The sequence below is a fragment of the Martinezella sp. CNPSo 3890 genome (genome assembly GCF_057784455.1).
This window is the reverse complement of sequence record NZ_JBXSOR010000001.1, coordinates 1002793-1020409: the sequence shown is the minus strand read 5'-3', so window position 1 is coordinate 1020409 and position 17617 is coordinate 1002793. Positions and strand designations below refer to the sequence as shown.

The 17617-nt window shown below is 59.6% G+C and carries 11 protein-coding genes; 5 read left to right on the top strand and 6 right to left on the bottom strand.

Annotation, left to right across the window (positions count from 1 at the left end):
- Positions 1–716: 716 nt before the first annotated feature.
- The 3 genes from AC13RC_RS05005 to AC13RC_RS04995 all read left to right on the top strand — a co-directional run bounded on the left by AC13RC_RS05005 (position 717) and on the right by AC13RC_RS04995 (position 6895).
- Positions 717–4517 (top strand): vitamin B12-dependent ribonucleotide reductase, encoded by a 3801-nt coding sequence (locus AC13RC_RS05005; RefSeq protein ID WP_488556623.1) that lies wholly within the window; start codon positions 717–719, stop codon positions 4515–4517.
- Between the two features lie 378 nt (positions 4518–4895).
- A complete protein-coding gene (locus tag AC13RC_RS05000) occupies positions 4896–5630 on the top strand; it encodes a phosphotransferase enzyme family protein (protein WP_488556622.1) in 735 nt (244 codons plus the stop codon).
- Between the two features lie 266 nt (positions 5631–5896).
- On the top strand, positions 5897–6895 hold the full coding sequence (locus tag AC13RC_RS04995; protein ID WP_488556621.1) for an acyltransferase family protein: 999 nt from the start codon (positions 5897–5899) through the stop codon (positions 6893–6895).
- Positions 6896–6947: 52 nt separating this feature from the next.
- On the opposite strand, the gene AC13RC_RS04990 is transcribed toward AC13RC_RS04995, so the two are convergent.
- The gene (locus tag AC13RC_RS04990) at positions 6948–8075 is read right to left on the bottom strand and encodes an alpha/beta fold hydrolase (protein WP_488556620.1); all 1128 of its coding nucleotides are present in this window, start codon (positions 8073–8075) and stop codon (positions 6948–6950) included.
- Between the two features lie 302 nt (positions 8076–8377).
- On the opposite strand from AC13RC_RS04990, the gene AC13RC_RS04985 reads away from it, so the two are divergent.
- Positions 8378–10000: an ABC-F family ATP-binding cassette domain-containing protein gene (locus tag AC13RC_RS04985; RefSeq protein WP_488556619.1), complete on the top strand. Its 1623-nt coding sequence runs from the start codon at positions 8378–8380 to the stop codon at positions 9998–10000.
- Between the two features lie 18 nt (positions 10001–10018).
- Here AC13RC_RS04985 and AC13RC_RS04980 read toward each other — a convergent pair whose 3' ends face one another.
- From AC13RC_RS04980 to AC13RC_RS04960, 5 genes are all read right to left on the bottom strand, one after another.
- The gene (locus tag AC13RC_RS04980; protein WP_145320942.1) at positions 10019–11032 is read right to left on the bottom strand and encodes an OmpA family protein; all 1014 of its coding nucleotides are present in this window, start codon (positions 11030–11032) and stop codon (positions 10019–10021) included.
- Entirely contained in the window at positions 11026–11958 is a 933-nt protein-coding gene (locus tag AC13RC_RS04975; protein ID WP_488556618.1) for a hypothetical protein, read from the bottom strand. Before AC13RC_RS04975 ends, AC13RC_RS04980 begins: the two co-directional genes overlap by 7 nt.
- On the bottom strand, positions 11958–12776 hold the full coding sequence (locus tag AC13RC_RS04970) for a hypothetical protein (RefSeq protein ID WP_113352658.1): 819 nt from the start codon (positions 12774–12776) through the stop codon (positions 11958–11960). The genes AC13RC_RS04975 and AC13RC_RS04970 overlap by 1 nt, the downstream gene beginning before the upstream one ends.
- The gene (locus AC13RC_RS04965; RefSeq protein WP_488556617.1) at positions 12754–14202 is read right to left on the bottom strand and encodes a hypothetical protein; all 1449 of its coding nucleotides are present in this window, start codon (positions 14200–14202) and stop codon (positions 12754–12756) included. The genes AC13RC_RS04970 and AC13RC_RS04965 overlap by 23 nt, the downstream gene beginning before the upstream one ends.
- 191 nt (positions 14203–14393) lie before the next feature.
- Positions 14394–16307, bottom strand: a complete 1914-nt coding sequence (locus tag AC13RC_RS04960; protein ID WP_488556616.1) for an AfsR/SARP family transcriptional regulator — start codon at positions 16305–16307, stop codon at positions 14394–14396.
- A gap of 230 nt (positions 16308–16537) precedes the next feature.
- Here AC13RC_RS04960 and AC13RC_RS04955 point away from each other — a divergent pair, with 230 nt between their 5' ends.
- A complete protein-coding gene (locus tag AC13RC_RS04955) occupies positions 16538–17554 on the top strand; it encodes a ketopantoate reductase family protein (protein ID WP_488556615.1) in 1017 nt (338 codons plus the stop codon).
- The last annotated feature ends 63 nt before the right edge of the window (positions 17555–17617 follow it).

Below are 17617 nucleotides of genomic sequence, written 5' to 3'. Positions count from 1 at the left end.
TTCGAATAGTGGTAATAGAGGTGGGCGCTACGGCGCCCACTAGATTTAGTGGGCGTCACAAAGGCGAGAAAGCGTGAGATTCAAGGCTTTCCGTGCGAATCATGATGCGACACGGCATGAATTTGCCGCGCTGCCAATGGCATCGAGGTCACGGTCACAATTTTGTCGCTTTCGACACCGCCGGTGATGATACTTGCTGCACCAACGGTCGCGCGAAGGGCGAGCATCCCTCCTCAAGCTCTTGAATCTCTTAGCCTACTGACGTTTCCCCAGTTTCCACAGGCGAGCCCACAAGATATTGTGGTTAGCAATCCATTACAAACCACCCCTTGACGGAATCGGGTCTTTCAAAGTTAATGGACGACGTTGCGGCGGCGACTGGACCAGGCGGGGTTACGAGGACTGGTTCTCAATTCGAAATCGGATTTGGATTCAAGGCGATTCACCTGTGCAGGTGGCCCGCCGTGAGGATTTTTGTGTCGATCTCGAGCTGCCGAAAAAACACATGCGGGGACTGGCGGCAATAAGCTGTTAATACTATATTTAGTGTTTGCAGCCACCATCACCACAAGATACAGGAAAGACATCTCCGGGTGACACCTCCTGTCAAAGAGCGGATCGGAAGCTGGCTGCGCGTTGAATTCGCGATGCCGGAATGAGAATTTTTGCGTCCTGTTTTTATGCAGGCGCACACCAACGAATGAAGGATTGGGACCATGCGCATCGAACGTCGTTTTACGAAGGCCGGCCAGTCACCCTATGCGGACATCGAATTCCGCAAGGCGACGAGCGAGATCAAGAATCCTGACGGTTCGATCGTGTTCCGCCTCGAAAACATCGACGTACCCGCGCAGTTTTCGCAGGTCGCGGCCGACATTCTGGCGCAGAAATATTTCCGCAAGGCGGGCGTGCCTGCCAAGCTGAAGAAGGTCGAGGAAAACGACGTTCCTTCCTTCCTGTGGCGTTCCGTGCCCGACGATGCGGCCATGAAGGACGTGCCGAAGGATCAGCAGAGCGGTTCCGAAACCGATGCGCGCCAGGTCTTCGATCGCCTCGCCGGCACGTGGACCTACTGGGGCTGGAAAGGCGGCTATTTCTCGTCCGAAGAAGACGCCTCCGCTTTCCGTGACGAGCTTGCCTATATGCTCGCCACCCAGCGCGTCGCGCCGAACTCCCCGCAATGGTTCAACACCGGCATGCACTGGGCCTACGGCATCGACGGCCCCGGCCAGGGCCACTATTATGTCGACCCCTTCACCGGCAAGCTCACCAAGTCCAAGTCGGCTTATGAGCATCCGCAGCCGCATGCCTGCTTCATTCAGTCCGTCGAAGACGATCTCGTCAACGAAGGCGGCATCATGGATCTGTGGGTTCGCGAAGCCCGCCTCTTCAAGTATGGCTCCGGCACCGGCTCGAACTTCTCGATGTTGCGCGCCGAAGGTGAAAAGCTTTCCGGCGGCGGCCGTTCTTCCGGCCTCATGAGCTTCCTGAAGATCGGTGACCGCGCTGCCGGCGCTATCAAGTCGGGCGGCACGACCCGCCGCGCCGCCAAGATGGTGGTCGTCGACATCGACCATCCCGATATCGAGGACTACATCAACTGGAAGGTCAAGGAGGAGCAGAAGGTTGCCGCCCTTGTGACCGGCTCGAAGATCGTCGCCAAGCACCTGAAGGCGATCATGAAGGCGACGGTCAATTGCGAAGGCGACAACGACGATTGCTTCGACCCGGCCAAGAACCCTGCCCTGAAGCGCGAGATCCGTGCTGCCAAGAAGGATCAGGTTCCGGAGAACTACGTCCAGCGCGTCATCCAGTTCGCTCGCCAGGGCTACAAGGATCTGGAATTCAAGACCTACGACACGGACTGGGACTCGGAAGCCTATCTGACCGTATCCGGCCAGAACTCCAACAACTCCGTCTCCATCAAGGACGACTTCCTGCGTGCCGTCGAGAATGATGGCGACTGGAACCTGACCGCCCGCAAGGACGGCAAGGTCGTCAAGACGCTGAAGGCTCGCGACCTCTGGGAGTCCATCTCCTACGCCGCCTGGGCATCGGCCGATCCGGGTCTGCACTTCAACACGACGATGAACGACTGGCACACCAGCCCGGCTGCCGGCCCGATCCGCGCATCCAATCCGTGCTCGGAATACATGTTCCTCGACGACACGGCCTGCAACCTCGCTTCGCTGAACCTGATGACCTTCAAGGACGCAGCGACGAAGCGCATCAACATTGCCGATTACGAGCACGCCGTCCGCCTCTGGACCGTCGTTCTCGAAATCTCCGTAATGATGGCGCAGTTCCCCTCGCGCCGCATCGCAGAACTTTCCTACGAATACCGCACGCTCGGCCTCGGCTACGCCAATATCGGCGGCCTGCTGATGTCGTCGGGCATTCCCTACGACTCGGACGAAGCCCGCGCCATCGCCGGCTCGCTGACGGCGATCATGACCGGCATCGCCTATGCGACCTCGGCCGAAATGGCGTCCGAACTCGGGACCTTCCCGATGTTCAAGCCGAACCGCGAAAACATGCTGCGCGTCATCCGTAACCATCGCCGCGCCGCTTACGGCGAGACTTCGGGCTATGAGAGCCTGTCGGTCAATCCGGTGGCGCTGATCCATTCCGACAATCCGGACCAGGATCTCGTTGCCCACGCCAAGGCGGCCTGGGACAAGGCGCTGGAACTCGGCGAAAAGCACGGCTACCGCAACGCACAGGCAACCGTGATCGCGCCGACCGGCACGATCGGCCTCGTCATGGATTGCGACACGACCGGCATCGAGCCGGACTTCGCCCTGGTGAAGTTCAAGAAGCTCGCCGGCGGCGGCTACTTTAAGATCATCAACCGCGCCGTTCCGGAAGCCCTGCGCACGCTCGGCTATTCCGAAAGCCAGATCGCCGAAATCGAGGCCTATGCCGTCGGTCACGGCAACCTGAACCAGGCTCCCGCCATCAACCCATCGACGCTGAAGACCAAGGGCTTCACCGCTGAAAAGGTCGATGCCGTCAATGCTGCGCTGAAGAGCGCCTTTGACATCAAGTTCGTCTTCAACCAGTGGACGCTCGGCGCCGACTTCCTGAAGGGCACGCTGAAGGTGTCCGACGAGCAGATGGCCGACATGAGCTTCAACCTGCTTGAGCACCTCGGCTTCTCCAAGAAGGATATCGAAGCCGCCAACATCCATGTCTGCGGTGCGATGACGCTGGAAGGCGCTCCGTTCCTCAAGAACGAGCATCTGGCGGTCTTCGATTGCGCCAACCCCTGTGGCAAGATCGGCAAGCGTTATCTCTCGGTCGAGAGCCATATCCGCATGATGGCGGCAGCCCAGCCGTTCATCTCGGGCGCTATCTCCAAGACGATCAACATGCCGAACGAGGCGACCGTCGAGGATTGCAAGAATGCCTACATGCTGTCCTGGAAGCTCGGCTTGAAGGCCAACGCGCTCTATCGCGACGGCTCCAAGCTCAGCCAGCCGCTGAACGCATCGTTGATCGAGGACGATGGCGATGAGGATGCGCTGGAGGAATTCCTGCAGGCTCCGGCAGCCGCTCAGGCCGTCACCATCACGGAAAAGATCGTCGAGCGGGTGATCGAGAAGGTCGTGCGCACGCAGGAAAAGCTGCCGAGCCGCCGCAAGGGCTATACCCAGAAGGCCAAGATCGGCGGTCACACCATCTTCCTGCGTACCGGCGAATATGACGACGGCCGTCTCGGCGAAATCTTCCTGGATATGAACAAGGAAGGCTCGGCTCTGCGCGCCTTCATCAACAACTTCGCGATCTCCGTCTCGCTCGGCCTGCAGTACGGTGTGCCGCTCGAGGAATATGTCGACGCCTTCACCTTCACCAAGTTCGAGCCGGCCGGCATCGTCACTGGCAATGACGCCATCAAGAACGCGACGTCGATCCTCGACTACGTGTTCCGCGAACTGGCGATCTCCTATCTCGGCCGCCACGATCTTGCCCATGTCGACACGTCTGACTTCAACAACACGGCGCTTGGCCGCGGTGTTTCCGAAGGCAAGGCCGATGTCGTCTCCAAGGGCCTGACCCGCGGCTACAAGCCGACGCTGGTTCCGACCGGCGGCGAGCGTCCGGCAGCCGAAGCCAAGGGCGCCGCATCAGCCGCCCCGGCCCGCGCCGCCTCGCTGGGCACAGTGACGGCTTTTGCCGGCAACACGGTCCGCAAGCTGGAGCCAGCAAGCTCGGTCTCGACCTCCGAAGTCGTCGCCTTCAAGCGCGATTATGAGGAGCGTGCGAAGGAACTGGCCGAAGAGATCGCCGAGGAAGTCATCTCCGAATCCGCGACGGGCCTCTTCACCGATAATGCAGCAAGCGAAGCTGCCAATGCCAAGACGGAAGCCAAGAAGCTGGAATCCGAACGCCGCGCCCGCTCCATCATGCAGGGCTACACCGGCAACATGTGCACGGAATGCCAGAACTTCACGATGGTCCGCAACGGCACCTGCGAGAAGTGCGACACCTGCGGCGCGACGAGCGGCTGCAGCTGAGTGTTCAACAGATCGTCTAGGATGACGTGAACGTTGCCGTATCGGCATTACGTTTATCGCAAAGTCAGTAGCATCATCCAAAAGCTCACCGGGTCCGCAATGGCCCGGTGAATTCGTTTCGGAGCTATCATCGCGAGCGTCGCTACAGTGCTTCCTGATGGAGCGAGACGCTGACTGCGCGCAACCGCACCCTGTCAGGAAATATTCGATCCGATAACGAGGAATCGCGGCTTTGAGGGGCACTGCAAACGCCTGGATGTCCCTGGAGTAGACGTAACAACACAACTTGCCGAGTTTGCCAAACTCGCGTTAATTGGTGATGTCCGCGCCTGCGGCCGAGGCCAAATCAGCACCAATAACGCGCCAAGGGTATCGCCAATGGGATGGGAAGCACTCGGGCAATGGGGTGAGGACGCAGTTCGCATCGAACCACTGACTGGCGGAGTTGCCAACGACGTGTGGAGTATTCGCGTCGACGGGCAGATTGCGGTCGGTCGTCTCGGCTCCAGAACCGACGCTGATCTCGCCTGGGAAACGGAGCTACTCCAATACCTCAACCGCGAAGGCATGACCGTTCCGACGCCGATCCCGACGACGGATGGCCGGCTCTTCGTGGATGGTCTGGTGGTAATGAAATACATGGAGGGCGGGCCGCCCGAAACGGGGGCCGATTGGCGTCGCGTTGCCGAGACGCTCCGCAAGCTGCACCGATTGACGCGAGGCTGGCCGCAGCGTCCCGGTTGGAGATCGTCAACCGACCTTCTGCATGTCGAAACCGGAACGAGGGTCAACCTTGCCGCAATGCCATCCGAGGGCGTCACCCGATGCCGAGCAGCTTGGGCGCGGCTCGTCGGGCGTCAGACATGCGTCGTCCATGGAAATCCTAACAACCCTGGCAATATCCGCATGACTGCAGATCGCGTCGCTTTGATCGACTGGGATGAGTCACATGTCGACGTTCCAGACCTCGACCTCGTGTTGCCCGACAACGCTGCCGATCTTGACGATGGTGCATATGATATCGCCGCACAGGCATCAGCCGCATGGGAAGCTGCTGTCTGTTGGCAGGACGAATACTCGGTCAAGCGGCTTGCCGAAGTTCGAGCGGTCTAAGCGGTTTCGGCGGATTGCGAAGCTCCTGCACAAGCGTTCGGCTTTATGAGCACTCGTCCCTACATCCAATTGCCCGATTTCGGCCACGAAACCGGCGGGAAATGATCCATTTTCATTGAAATTGTTGCTGCAGCAACATGCAGCAATATTCGGTCTGCCGAGCCTCAAACCCGTCATGCACGGTGCCCGGCCTTTCGACGCATTTTATCGCTGAATCTGGCCCTCGGGGCATCGGAGATAGCAGTTCAATCGTGTGAGGCACCGCTTTGAAAATCGGCAGCGATATCGCGAGCATTCAATATCTGCGGGCCATCGCCGCGATTTCCGTTCTTTGCTTCCATGTCTGCGAAACATATGGCCTGGAGTTCAAGAGCGGAGCAGCTGGGGTCGATATATTCTTCGTCATCAGCGGCTTCATCATGTGGGTCACGACCGACGGAAGATCGCTCGGTCCGCAGGAATTCATGTGGCGCCGGCTCATCAGGATCGTGCCGCTTTACTGGATCGCGACGGCGGCAACCTTCATCGTTGCCGTGCTGAAGCCGCAATTCTTCTTCGACACGAATTCGAGCATCGAGAACTTGATTGGCTCGCTGTTTTTCGTGCCCTTCATGAAGGACGAAGCCCTGCACCCTGTCGTCGAGCAGGGATGGACGCTGTCCTACGAGATGTTCTTCTATCTCATTTTTTCAATTTCGCTGTTTGTGCCGGAATTCAGGCGGCTATGGTTCCTGATGGTGGCCCTGGTGACCATTGTGATTGCGCATTACCTGCTGCCTCCCGGCTACCTCAGTGTTTTCACACAGCCGGTCATTCTGGAATTTGCCGCCGGCATCATCATCGGGCGCCTGTGGAAACAGGGTTTTCGACTGCCTTTTCCCGCCGCCGTCGGCTTGATGATCGTCGGCGTTGTGCTGCTTGTGGCGAGCGACCCGCTGATCCATTTGGAGCGGGCGGTACGCTGGGGCATACCGGCAGTGTTGCTGCTGTCAGGCGCTGTTTTTGCCGAGCGGGAACGAGGCGTGCCACAGCTGGCGTTCCTGCATTTCCTGGGGGATGCCTCCTATTCCATCTATGTTTGGCACGTCCTGACCGGCATCCTGGTCACTGCACTGCTTTTGCGCATCGGAGTGCCGCACGATATGCAGCCGATGCCTATCGCATTGGGTTCGCTGGCCTTTGCCATCGTTTGCTACCTGGGCATCGAGCGCCCGATACAGCGAAAAATCCGATCATCGCGCCCGCAGCCGGCCTATCGCAGCTGACGCATGAAAATAGACGGCGGGATCACGATGGGGATCGACCACTCGAGAAAACTTACGGCACCGCTCCGGATAGTTTTGCAGTCCCATCGATAACCGGGCAAGACGGCGGCACCGGTCGGTCGAACAGAACGGCAATGCCGCAATCCGAGGCGAACATCCCTTCATCATCATGCCCCACGCCGGGTACCTCGACGACCTTCTGATCGAGATCGGAAGGATGCCGCTTCTTCATATAGTCGAAATAGGTGAGCCCGCGTGCAAGCCGATACGGCCCTTGCGCCATCGCCCCGCAGGAGCGGTCGATGAAATGGGTATAGGGATTCGTGTCCGCCTGCCCCAGCAGATAGACCACGTTGCGCGCGGCATATCTCGTTTCGAGAAGCTTCGGGTCCTGTGACGATACGTATGGTGGTGCGCCGGCGAGTCCGTATCGCCATTGCGTCGCCTTCAAACAGGAAGCCAACCCGGCCTGCTGATCCGGTAAGGCCGGCCGCTCGTTGTCGAAATAGACATAGCTCGACGGATTGGCGACGAGATAACGCACGGCGATGCCGGCGCTCGTCAGATTTTCCACCTCCCGTCCGACGACGGCATAGCGCTGGACCAATTGTGCTCCGGCCGAATGCCCCATCACGACAATGGTCTTCAGCGAAGGGTACAGGCGGCGGTCGGCGAAATGCTGCAGCAGGGCATCGAGCGCGGCGAAGGAACTGATCGGCGCCGGCTGGCGGGCGGGTTCTCCGCCTTTCCAGCCATTCTGCGTCCAGGCCAGCGTCTGCGCAGACAGCGAGAAAGCGTTCACATCCGGTCTTATCAGGAATTGCGGCGCGACCACCATCGTACCGTCAGCGAGATCGCCTGCCTTTGCGAGCACCTCCTGCCCGGTCGCATAATAAGCATCGGCGTTTCGGAGCGTGCCGTGGACGATAATCAGGACCTTCGTCACGTCGGGCGACGCCGCTTCGATCGCGTGATCCGCGTAGACCGGCAGCTCTCCCTTCCCTTCTGGCGTATCGAGGAGCAGATGCTGATCCGCAACCTCCTTGACTGGCTCGTTGAGCCGCGCGTGCTGGGAGGCGGCATTGGTTAATTGAGCTTCGCTCGACATCCCGATGACGACCAATGCTGCGATCGACAGTCGGAAGAAAACCCGGCTGCGAATGCTTTTCAGAATTTTCATCTGCAAAACTCGGCTGAGAGGAATGACAATAAATATAGCGGCTACCGATCGAGCGGAAAGCAGCCGGCGATCCGACCGCGCGCCGGTCCTCCCGGAAGCCATGTTGATTGAACGAGCGCGTGGGCCAGAATCCGTCGTCCCGTCAAAAGTTTCTTTTCCGTAGGGCAAGTAGGCTTGGCGGAAATTGTCGCCCTTGAACGTCAGTTCGCTATTGATCTCACATCTCCGCTCAAAAACCTGCGACAGACCCGGCAACCCGTGGCATAAGGCCCCGAAAAACTTTCTTCGGGCCTCGCGTAACCATGATTCGTATCGAGAATATCAGCAAGCAGAATAGCCATCGCATCCTCTTCATCGAGGCATCCGCGGCGCTCAACAGGGGCGAGAGCGTCGGTCTCGTCGGGCCGAACGGCGCAGGCAAGACGACGCTTTTCAGGATGATTACCGGCCAGGAGCAGCCCGACGAGGGGCAGGTTTCCGTCGATAAGGGCGTCACCATCGGCTACTTCAATCAGGATGTCGGCGAGATGGAAGGGCGCAGTGCGGTCGCGGAAGTCATGGAGGGCGCCGGTCCCGTCAGCGCCGTTGCTGCCGAACTTCGCGAACTCGAAGCTGCCATGAGCGATCCGGATCAGGCCGACAGTATGGAAGATATCATCGAGCGCTATGGCGAGGTGCAGGCGCGCTATGAGGAACTTGACGGCTACGCTCTGGAGGGCCGCGCCCGTGAAGTGCTTGATGGCTTGAGCTTCAGCCAGGAGATGATGGATGGCGATGTCGGCGGGCTGTCTGGCGGCTGGAAAATGCGCGTGGCGCTCGCCCGCATCCTCTTGATGCGCCCCGACGTCATGCTGCTTGACGAGCCGAGCAACCATCTCGATCTCGAAAGCCTGATCTGGCTCGAATCCTTCCTGAAGGGCTACGAAGGCGCCTTGCTGATGACCTCGCACGACCGCGAGTTCATGAACCGCATCGTCACCAAGATCATCGAAATCGATGGCGGCAATCTCACCAGCTATTCGGGCGACTATGAATTCTACGAGCAGCAGCGCGCGCAGAACGAAAAGCAGCAGCAGGCGCAGTTCGAGCGCCAGCAGGCGATGCTCGCCAAAGAAATCAAGTTCATCGAGCGCTTCAAGGCACGTGCCTCACATGCCTCGCAGGTGCAAAGCCGCGTGAAGAAGCTGGAAAAGATCGATCGCGTCGAGCCGCCGAAGCGCCGACAGACCGTCGCCTTCGAATTCCAGCCGGCGCCGCGCTCGGGCGAAGACGTGGCCGTGCTGAAGAACGTGCACAAGAAGTATGGCAGCCGCACCATCTACGAAGGGCTGGATTTCATGGTGCGACGCCGCGAGCGCTGGTGCATCATGGGCATCAACGGCGCCGGTAAATCCACACTCCTGAAGCTGGTTGCCGGCTCGGCGCAGCCGGACGAGGGCAGCGTTGCGCTCGGCGCCAGCGTCAAGATGGGCTACTTCGCCCAGCACGCCATGGATCTGCTGGATGGAGAGCGCACCGTATTCCAGCAGCTCGAGCATGATTTTCCGCAGGCCGGTCAAGGCTCGCTGCGGGCGCTGGCCGGCTGCTTCGGCTTCTCTGGCGACGATATCGAAAAGAAATGCCGTGTGCTGTCGGGCGGCGAGAAGGCGCGGCTCGTGATGGCGATCATGCTCTTCGATCCGCCGAACCTGCTGGTGCTCGACGAGCCGACCAACCATCTCGATCTCGACACCAAGGAGATGCTGATCGAGGCGCTTTCGCAATATGAAGGCACGATGCTGTTCGTCTCGCACGACCGGCATTTTCTGGCCGCGCTCTCCAACCGGGTACTGGAGCTGACACCCGAAGGCATCCATCAATATCCCGGCGGCTATACGGAATATGTCGAGCGTACCGGCTACGAGGCACCTGGCCTCAGAAACTGATGCCTCGCCAAATCGGCGCTATTGCGTATTCACTGATGGGGCGGCCCCGGCGTTGATGACCGCAACGGGCGCCGTCCTGCCGCGCACGCGGATTTCGATGCGGCGTCGTGCCTCGACGGCGCCGCTTTGGCCAGACGTGACAGTATCGCCGGGCAAGATAAGCTGCGCGGCGGACATCGGCAGGATGGTGGCGCTCTTCAGCTTCGGATTGGCCTTAAGCACATTGGCGACGGCAATGGCACGGGCAAGGCCAAGCCCGGCATTGTCGGCCGGCAGCAGGGCGGAGACCGGCAATTTGCCGTCCATTGCGCCGATGATCGTATCATCGAGATTGGATTTTTCGCGCGCCACCGGCTGCTCGTCGGTATGGCCGATCACTTCGACGATATTGGCACCATAGAGGCTCAGATTGCCGGCGATTTCATCCGTGATGGTCGTGCTGAGGAGCTGAGAGAAAGTGCCTGTCAGTTCGGCGCTTCCTGATTGGAAATAGTTCTTCTTGGCATCGTCGAGATTGATGATGGGCGGCCAGTCGTGTGCGCCCTTCCCACCCGCGTTGCCGGCCAAGAGCTTGTTGACCTCATCGGGTGCCGCCGCCAGCGAAACACCATGCTCCTTCAGAACGGCGGCAACCTTGGAAAGCGATTGCAGATCGGCCGTTGTCGCGCCCTGATCCGCCATGCTGTCAAGTGTTTCTTTCGCTAGCACCAGTTCCCGCCATTGCTTGTCCACCACGGCCTTGTCGGCAGCGGAGAGATCGCCGGAGACGACCTTGGACTGGAGAAGCACGATCTCAGCCGCCTGCTCCGCTCGCTTCTTCTCCAGCACCGCGACTTGCTGTTCAGCCTTCTCAAGCTTCCGCTCGACCTCGTAGCGCTTGTTTCTCTCAGCGGAAATCATGGCCGCAGCCACGAGCAGCAGGCAGAAAACCAGAAGCAGCATGGATTCGGCCATCGTCAGGCCAAGGATGAGGCCACGATTATAGCCCTTGTGCTCCAGTTTCGGCTTGTTGTCCGAGCCTCCAGCTACCATAGATGCCACCAGCGTTTTCGCGGCACGGCCTCGGGCTCAGCCGCGATATCGCCATCGGGCTTCGGCAGCGGCGCTTGCCCCATCGCTTCGGCCACACGACCGAGCGCCACCTCGATATTGCGCAATGGCTGTAATTGCGCCTCCGACATCTCCTTGATGGCGGCAATCGCTGGTGCCAGCTCGGCGCGTACGACGTCCTCCGGCGCGCGGATTTCCTCGAGCTTCTTGCCGACATTCTCGACGGCAGTACCGAATGTGCCGATGATCTCCGAAAGCTGCGATGTCGTCGTCGTCAACTGGGCGGCTGCGTCGTTGATCGGGGTTACCGCCTGCTTCGCCAGCAATTCCAGGATCTTGTTGATCTCCTGGCCATTGCGCTCGGCCTGCCGCGCGATCTCCTCGAACCCTTCCGACAGCATCTGGTTGCTGACGCGGCGGTAATGGGAGAATTCGCGCGAGGAGGAATCGAGTTCGGTGCGGACACGCCGCGTCATCTCGGCAAGCTCATGGCGTACGCTGCGTTCGATGTCGATCGGATCGCGCCGCATCTGGTTGAAGAGGATGCGCAGCGTCACGCCGGCAATGGTCGAGGTAACCGCGATGCCGAAATTGCGGACGATGGTCTCGATCGATGTTTCGCCGGCAAAGAGATAGAGCGATACACCGAGGCTCGATAGGGTGAAGAGAAAACCCATGTAATAGAGGTTGTCGCCCGCCTGTTCGTTGTGCAGCCGGAACCCGGCGACGGCCAGCGATACGATGAAGTAGATCGCCATCAGCACCAGCGGCACACCGGTTACGATGGGCAGCGACCAGCCCATGAGCTTCGACGACCAGATGAAGATCATGCCGCCAATGGTGATGGAGGCGAAAAGCACCATCGGCCCATAATCGCGGATGAGATATCTGGCGTCGGTATTGGCCATCAGCGTATCCCCTCCAGCCGCACGAAGCCGCCAAAATCACCTTTGTTGTTCTTGATCCATTGCGCCCAAAAATTCGCAAGATCCTCCATGCTGAACTTCATGTTGGGCCTTTGAAAGGCAAGGATCTTGACCGTGACACCGTCCAGTGACGTGCGGAAGCGGTCATTTGCCGGGCTTTGCTGGTATTTCTGATAGGAGACCCCATCTCGATAATTCGAGAAGGCGGCCGTGTGCTCGATCATGTCGGAGGCAATGTAGAGCCGCTTCGAGATGCCGATCGGTGCATTTGCGAAAACCTCCAGATTGATCTTCTGAATGGCGGCCATGATCGGCGACAACCTGCCGGACTCGCCCGCCGTCAGCTTGCCGGCGATATCGGCGAGCGGCTTCTGGAAACCCTTCTCCCATCGCGCCTGCGCCAGCCGCGGATTGCTGGTCCATTCGTCGACATTCGCGCCGCTTCCAGGATTGCAACCGTGGAAGGTCTGGATCAGCTCACCTTCCTTCTCGGTGAGCGCATAGATATCGATGGCGCCGCCGATCGGCACGTCCGCGACGATCTTCTGGAACTGGTTGCGCAGATCGAGTGCTGTCGTGTCTGATATCGGATCGGTGACATCGAGCAGGATGGCCGTTTCCGCCTTCGGGCCATCCACGGGGCAGAGCGAGGCCTGGTCGACGGCGACATTGCCGCTTGCCTTGTAGCGCAGCCAACCATAGGCGCCGACGATCCCGAGGGACAGGACGGCGAGACAAACCGTTGCGATGATGAGACCGGCGGATCCGCCGCGCCGGCTACGCCGCTTGCGTCGCGCCAAGGATGCTCTCCGGGAAAAGATTATCGAGCTGATGGTATTTTTCGATGGCGCGCTCGAATTCGTCACCGATCCGCTTGATCTGCTCCGAAAGCTCCGCTTGGGCGCTCTGGATACGCGAGCCCAGCACTTTGTCGTCCCATTCCTCTTCCGTGCGAATAACGGGCGTCAGGCGCTCCATCTTGTAAGCGGCTTTGAAGTATGACGGCTCCGGCTCGGTGCGCACGGCCCGGTTCGCATCGCGATAAGAGGTGAGCAGCACATTGGCGGCACGCTCGAGATGGTTCTGGTGTTCGGCAAAGAGGCCTGCGGTCCTGGCGCGATGCGCGATGATGGCAGCCGTTTCCTGCCGGCGCAGCGAGAGGTCGCGGATGATCTCCTCGATCTTGCTGTTGTGCTCGTCGCGGATCTCGCGAAGATCTTCGATCAGATCAAGCTTGCGGTCGATGTAGTTGTCTCTGGCCGCATCGAGACGCTTCTGGACGCCGGCAAAGCCGGGATAGGGGTCGGTGAGATAGCAGCCGTCGATGAAGGCGACGAGCGAGAACATTAGACCAATGGCAAAGAGCATCCAGGAGTTCAGCTCCTGCAACCCGAGCGGTGCGGTCTTGAGCCGCTGGATCACCTCGGCACCGGCTCCGCTCAGGATCGTCGCGGAGACCTCGCGATAATGTGCCAGCGCGATGTTGATCCCCAGGGCGACGGCGACATAGGCGATAAGCCCCAGCAGGCCGAGCAGCTTCAATGCAAAGGAGCGATGCACCAGAAAACGGACACAGAAGAAAGAGAATATCAACGCCGTGCCGATGTTCAGGAAGGCGAAGGCGGCTGCCTCGGTTACACCACCGACGAGACCCTGCTCGCTTCCTTTGGCGAGAAAACTGCCGTTCATCACCATTTCGATGAGCACGAGGAAGACGATCAGCGAGACCTTGAAGCCCCAGGCTGCCCTGCTTGAAACCTTCGCGGCGCGCTGCAGCTTATGCCTGGCCTTAAAGCCCACCATTTCATCCTCGGCCGTCTTCAGCTTGCGGCGCAGGCCATGAAGCTCGTCGACGCCGCTTGCAACCTCCGCCTTGAAATCCGAAACGCTTGATGCGTTCGCCTGGCGGATCAGTCCGAACTGCCCCTCGAAATCGAGGTTGCGCAGGCGGCTATCGAAGGTCTGAAACTGATCTTCGAGGATCTGGTAGGAGCTTTTCTTTTCCGCCTCGACCCATGCGACGATGCGCTGCTCCGTCTCGTCAAGCGACTGGGCATCCGACGGCGGCCGGTTCTGACGCCCGGCAGCGGCACCCTTTTCCTTCAGGTCGAGGGTGGTGCCGAGCTTTTCGATATCGACGACGGGAAACACATCCGTCGAGGCGCGGAAATCATGGCTGGTCTCCCGAACACTATCCCAGAGACGGTTGAGGGCTTCGAAACGCAACGATCTTCCCCGGCGAATTCATCAACTTAGAAAGGACAATTGAGAAATCGATACCGCACCGGTTGTCCACGGTCCAGAGCGATATGGCAGAGGTTAGGATGCGATTGTGGTAAAGACTAGCCCGACCCCGTGTCGATCGGAAAACACTGAGGTGAGTAAGGACGACACTTTTACCCGATGGCGGACTGCTGCTATGCCATGGTCACGTTCGGGATTGCCTTCCAGAAACCTGCCCGGCGCAGCCCTTCCCGATAGATGTCACGCTGCCATTGCTCCTTGAACGGCAGGACGGAAAGCCATCGATCAACATCGAAATCCGGGTTTGTTCTTTGGACGCGCCGAACGAAAAAGCCTGCCTTTTCCTCATGCCCGAGCATCGCCCAGCTGGCCGCGGAAATCCTGTCCGCCAGGCGTGCATTCGCCATTCGGCCGATATAATCGAGGGCAGCTTCGAAGCGACCGAGCGTATAGCTCGCCACGGAAGCAGTCCAAAGATAGGTATCGGGGCTTACCGGATTGAGCGCCATGGCGCTTTCAATCTTCGTCAGCGCCAGATCCGGCCGGGACGCATGAAGCAAAGCCTCTGCGTGGTCGGCAATGATGCCGGCATGGCCCGGATTAAGGGCTTCAGCCAGTTTCAGGGCCTCAATGCTCTCCTCACTCGCCTTCCGGAAGACCTTCGTCATGCCAAGCTCGCGATAGCCGTCGGCGATATCGCGCCGCGCTGCGATGGCCTGCATCGCATAGCTTTCCGCCTCGTCCAGCAAGGCCGCATCGCCACCGAAGGTCAGTACCCATTCTTTGGAGTAGGTGCGGGCCATTGAGCTCAAGGCAGGCGCGAAGTGGCCGCCGATGCGCAGCGCCATCTCAAGCTCCCCACGCGCCCTCTGCAGATCGGGTACGGAGAGGCGCTCGATGTAACGCTTGCCGGCGAGATAGCGCTGATAGGCCGCTGGATTTTCCTCGAAATGCGACCTCATCATCTCCCGCCGTTCGATCTGCCCTGCAAGCGACAGCACGATATGACGTGCGACCGCCTGTCTCCGCTCTTCGGGCGAGGATTGTCCGAGGCTGATGCGCTCGGCCCAGATGATTTCATCGCTTGCGGCATCGACCAGTTGCGAAAACAGCAGCGGTCCGTTGTCGCGAAGGCTAAGCCGCATCTCGAGAAGGTAGGAGCGATCCCATTGGTCGAAAGTTGCAACGGCACGTTCCCCAGCCCTGCCAACCCGGACCGCCGTGTAACGATCCGCAATCTGAAGACTGTCCAGCGCGCAGAAACCGATTGTGATATCGTTCACGAGGGATGAGGCATCATAATCTTTCCCTTGACCCTCCGTGGAAGGCAGGAGCAGGAGGGGTATCTTCACCCTCGCTCGCGCAGCTGAAATCCGTTCATGGTGGGCATCCCCGGCTCGAATTTCCGAAGCATAATCCCGCTGCGCCGACCATGAGGCCAGCAGCGCGGCACGCTGCGCGAAAATCTGCCTGAAGTGCTCCACCTCACCTTCCGCATCGAATATCCGCAACAGGATGCGATGAATATCGCGATCTTCGGGATCTATACCAAAGACCAGGAGTGCCGCCTCTCTCACCAGAGCGACATCCGCCATACCATTGGCTTCGGCGGCAGCGGCATTCAGCGCCGCCTTCAGTGCCGACAGATGCCTGCCGCTTTGCGCCTCCCGCCAATGAAAGAAAACCGCGCTCTGGCAATCTGTACCCTGCAGGAATTCCGCCGCGAGCGTCCTCACCAGTGATTGCAATCTTGCAAAGATCGGTCTGCCATCATCCGTGCGCGCGAACCAGAGATCGGAGGTGGTTGGAGGCGCGTCGAGTTCGACGGCTGTCTCGCTGAAACGCAGAAATGATCTCCCGAGTGCTTCCTGACGAACCCTGACACGCGAAACCAGCTTGCGCAGATTGACCTGCGCACTGCCATTGTCGTCTCCCCACAAAAACCGGGCGATCGCGCTGCGCGACGCGCGCGACGTTGGCTCCAGCATCAGATAGACCAGGATCAACAGACCCTTTTCGGGAAAGGCGACCTCGTGACCATCGCCGTCCAAAAGCTTCAAACCGCCAAATGTATGGAGTGAAAACATAATCTGTTCACAAAATCCGGGTGAAGCAGCGACGGCTGAGAAGGTATTTCCTTTACCTGTTAACCCCATTCGCGCTCGGACGAGTATGGTGAAATTTCGATAAGGCTGTAGTGTGTCGGAAGGTCTGGCGATTTTCAATTCCAATTGCCGCCAATCTGATAAACCACTCGCTAAATCACGGGCTCGCCATATCTTGGCAGAGCATGCGACTTCATTCGGAGCATCAAATCATGACGCCCTCTCCCTTCAAGAACATCTGTGTCTACGGCGCCGGCGCACTCGGCGGGGCGATCGCGGCCAAGCTCGCCTCCTCCCATGAGGGCCAGACAAAGGTTTCCGTCGTAGCGCGCGGAGCCCATCTGGAGGCCATTCGCGTCGGCGGTATAAGCCTGTGGGAAGCCGATGCGGATAGTCCCCTCGTCGCGCAGATGACCGCAACGGCCGATGCTGGCGAACTTCCGCCGCAGGATCTTGTCATCACCGGCCTCAAAGGCCATCAGCTTGCCGCAGCTGTCCCCGGCATTGCGAAACTGCTGCATTCGGGCACCCGCGTCGTCATGATCCTCAACGGCGTTCCATGGTGGTATTTCCACCGGGACCGTCAAAGCGGCCATGCCGAGTACCAGATGGAAGAGCTCGATCCGAACGGCGATCTCTGGCGCCTGATCGGGCCGGAGCGCGTTATCGGCTGCGTTGCCTATCAGGGAGCGGAAGTCGTCGCACCCGGCGAGGTCAAGCTCGCCAACAACGGACATTTCATTCTTGGCGAACCTTCCGGCGAGACGACCGGCGATATCGAAGCCATCGCAGCACTGCTGCAGCGGGCCGGCGTCAATGTCTCGATTTCCTCGCGCATACGCGACGATATCTGGAGCAAGCTCATGGGCAACGCCGCCTTCAATCCGATCAGTGCGCTGACCCGCGGCTTGATGTCCGATATCATGGACGATCCCGCGCTCGCGACCATGGTCGGTCAGGTGATGAGCGAGGTAAAAGCCGTTGCCGAGGCTTTGGGATCGCACATCGCCATGTCCGTGGAGGAACGTCTTGAGCGTTCCCGTCAGATCGGCCCTGTGCGCACCTCGATGCTGCAGGATCTGCTTGCCGGCAAGGCGCTGGAAATCACGCCTCTCGTCGGGGTCGTCGTTTCGCTCGGCAAGCTCGTAAATGTGCCGACACCGGTCTCGGCGACGATCCTGGCGCTGGTGACGCAGCTCGACCGCAAGAACCGGCAAGGCGCCGAGTAAGCGGCGGCAGACTACACCAGATAATTTTTCGATGCTCCGGCAGCGGTCCACAGGCCAGTCTCC

Coding starts and splice junctions, on each gene's coding strand:
- AC13RC_RS05005 (WP_488556623.1), top strand. CDS start 717: ATGCGCATCGAACGTCGTTTTACGAAGGCCGGCCAGTCACCCTATGCG.
- AC13RC_RS05000 (WP_488556622.1), top strand. CDS start 4,896: ATGGGATGGGAAGCACTCGGGCAATGGGGTGAGGACGCAGTTCGCATC.
- AC13RC_RS04990 (WP_488556620.1), bottom strand. CDS start 8,075: ATGAAAATTCTGAAAAGCATTCGCAGCCGGGTTTTCTTCCGACTGTCG.
- AC13RC_RS04985 (WP_488556619.1), top strand. CDS start 8,378: ATGATTCGTATCGAGAATATCAGCAAGCAGAATAGCCATCGCATCCTC.
- AC13RC_RS04980 (WP_145320942.1), bottom strand. CDS start 11,032: ATGGTAGCTGGAGGCTCGGACAACAAGCCGAAACTGGAGCACAAGGGC.
- AC13RC_RS04975 (WP_488556618.1), bottom strand. CDS start 11,958: ATGGCCAATACCGACGCCAGATATCTCATCCGCGATTATGGGCCGATG.
- AC13RC_RS04960 (WP_488556616.1), bottom strand. CDS start 16,307: ATGTTTTCACTCCATACATTTGGCGGTTTGAAGCTTTTGGACGGCGAT.
- AC13RC_RS04955 (WP_488556615.1), top strand. CDS start 16,538: ATGACGCCCTCTCCCTTCAAGAACATCTGTGTCTACGGCGCCGGCGCA.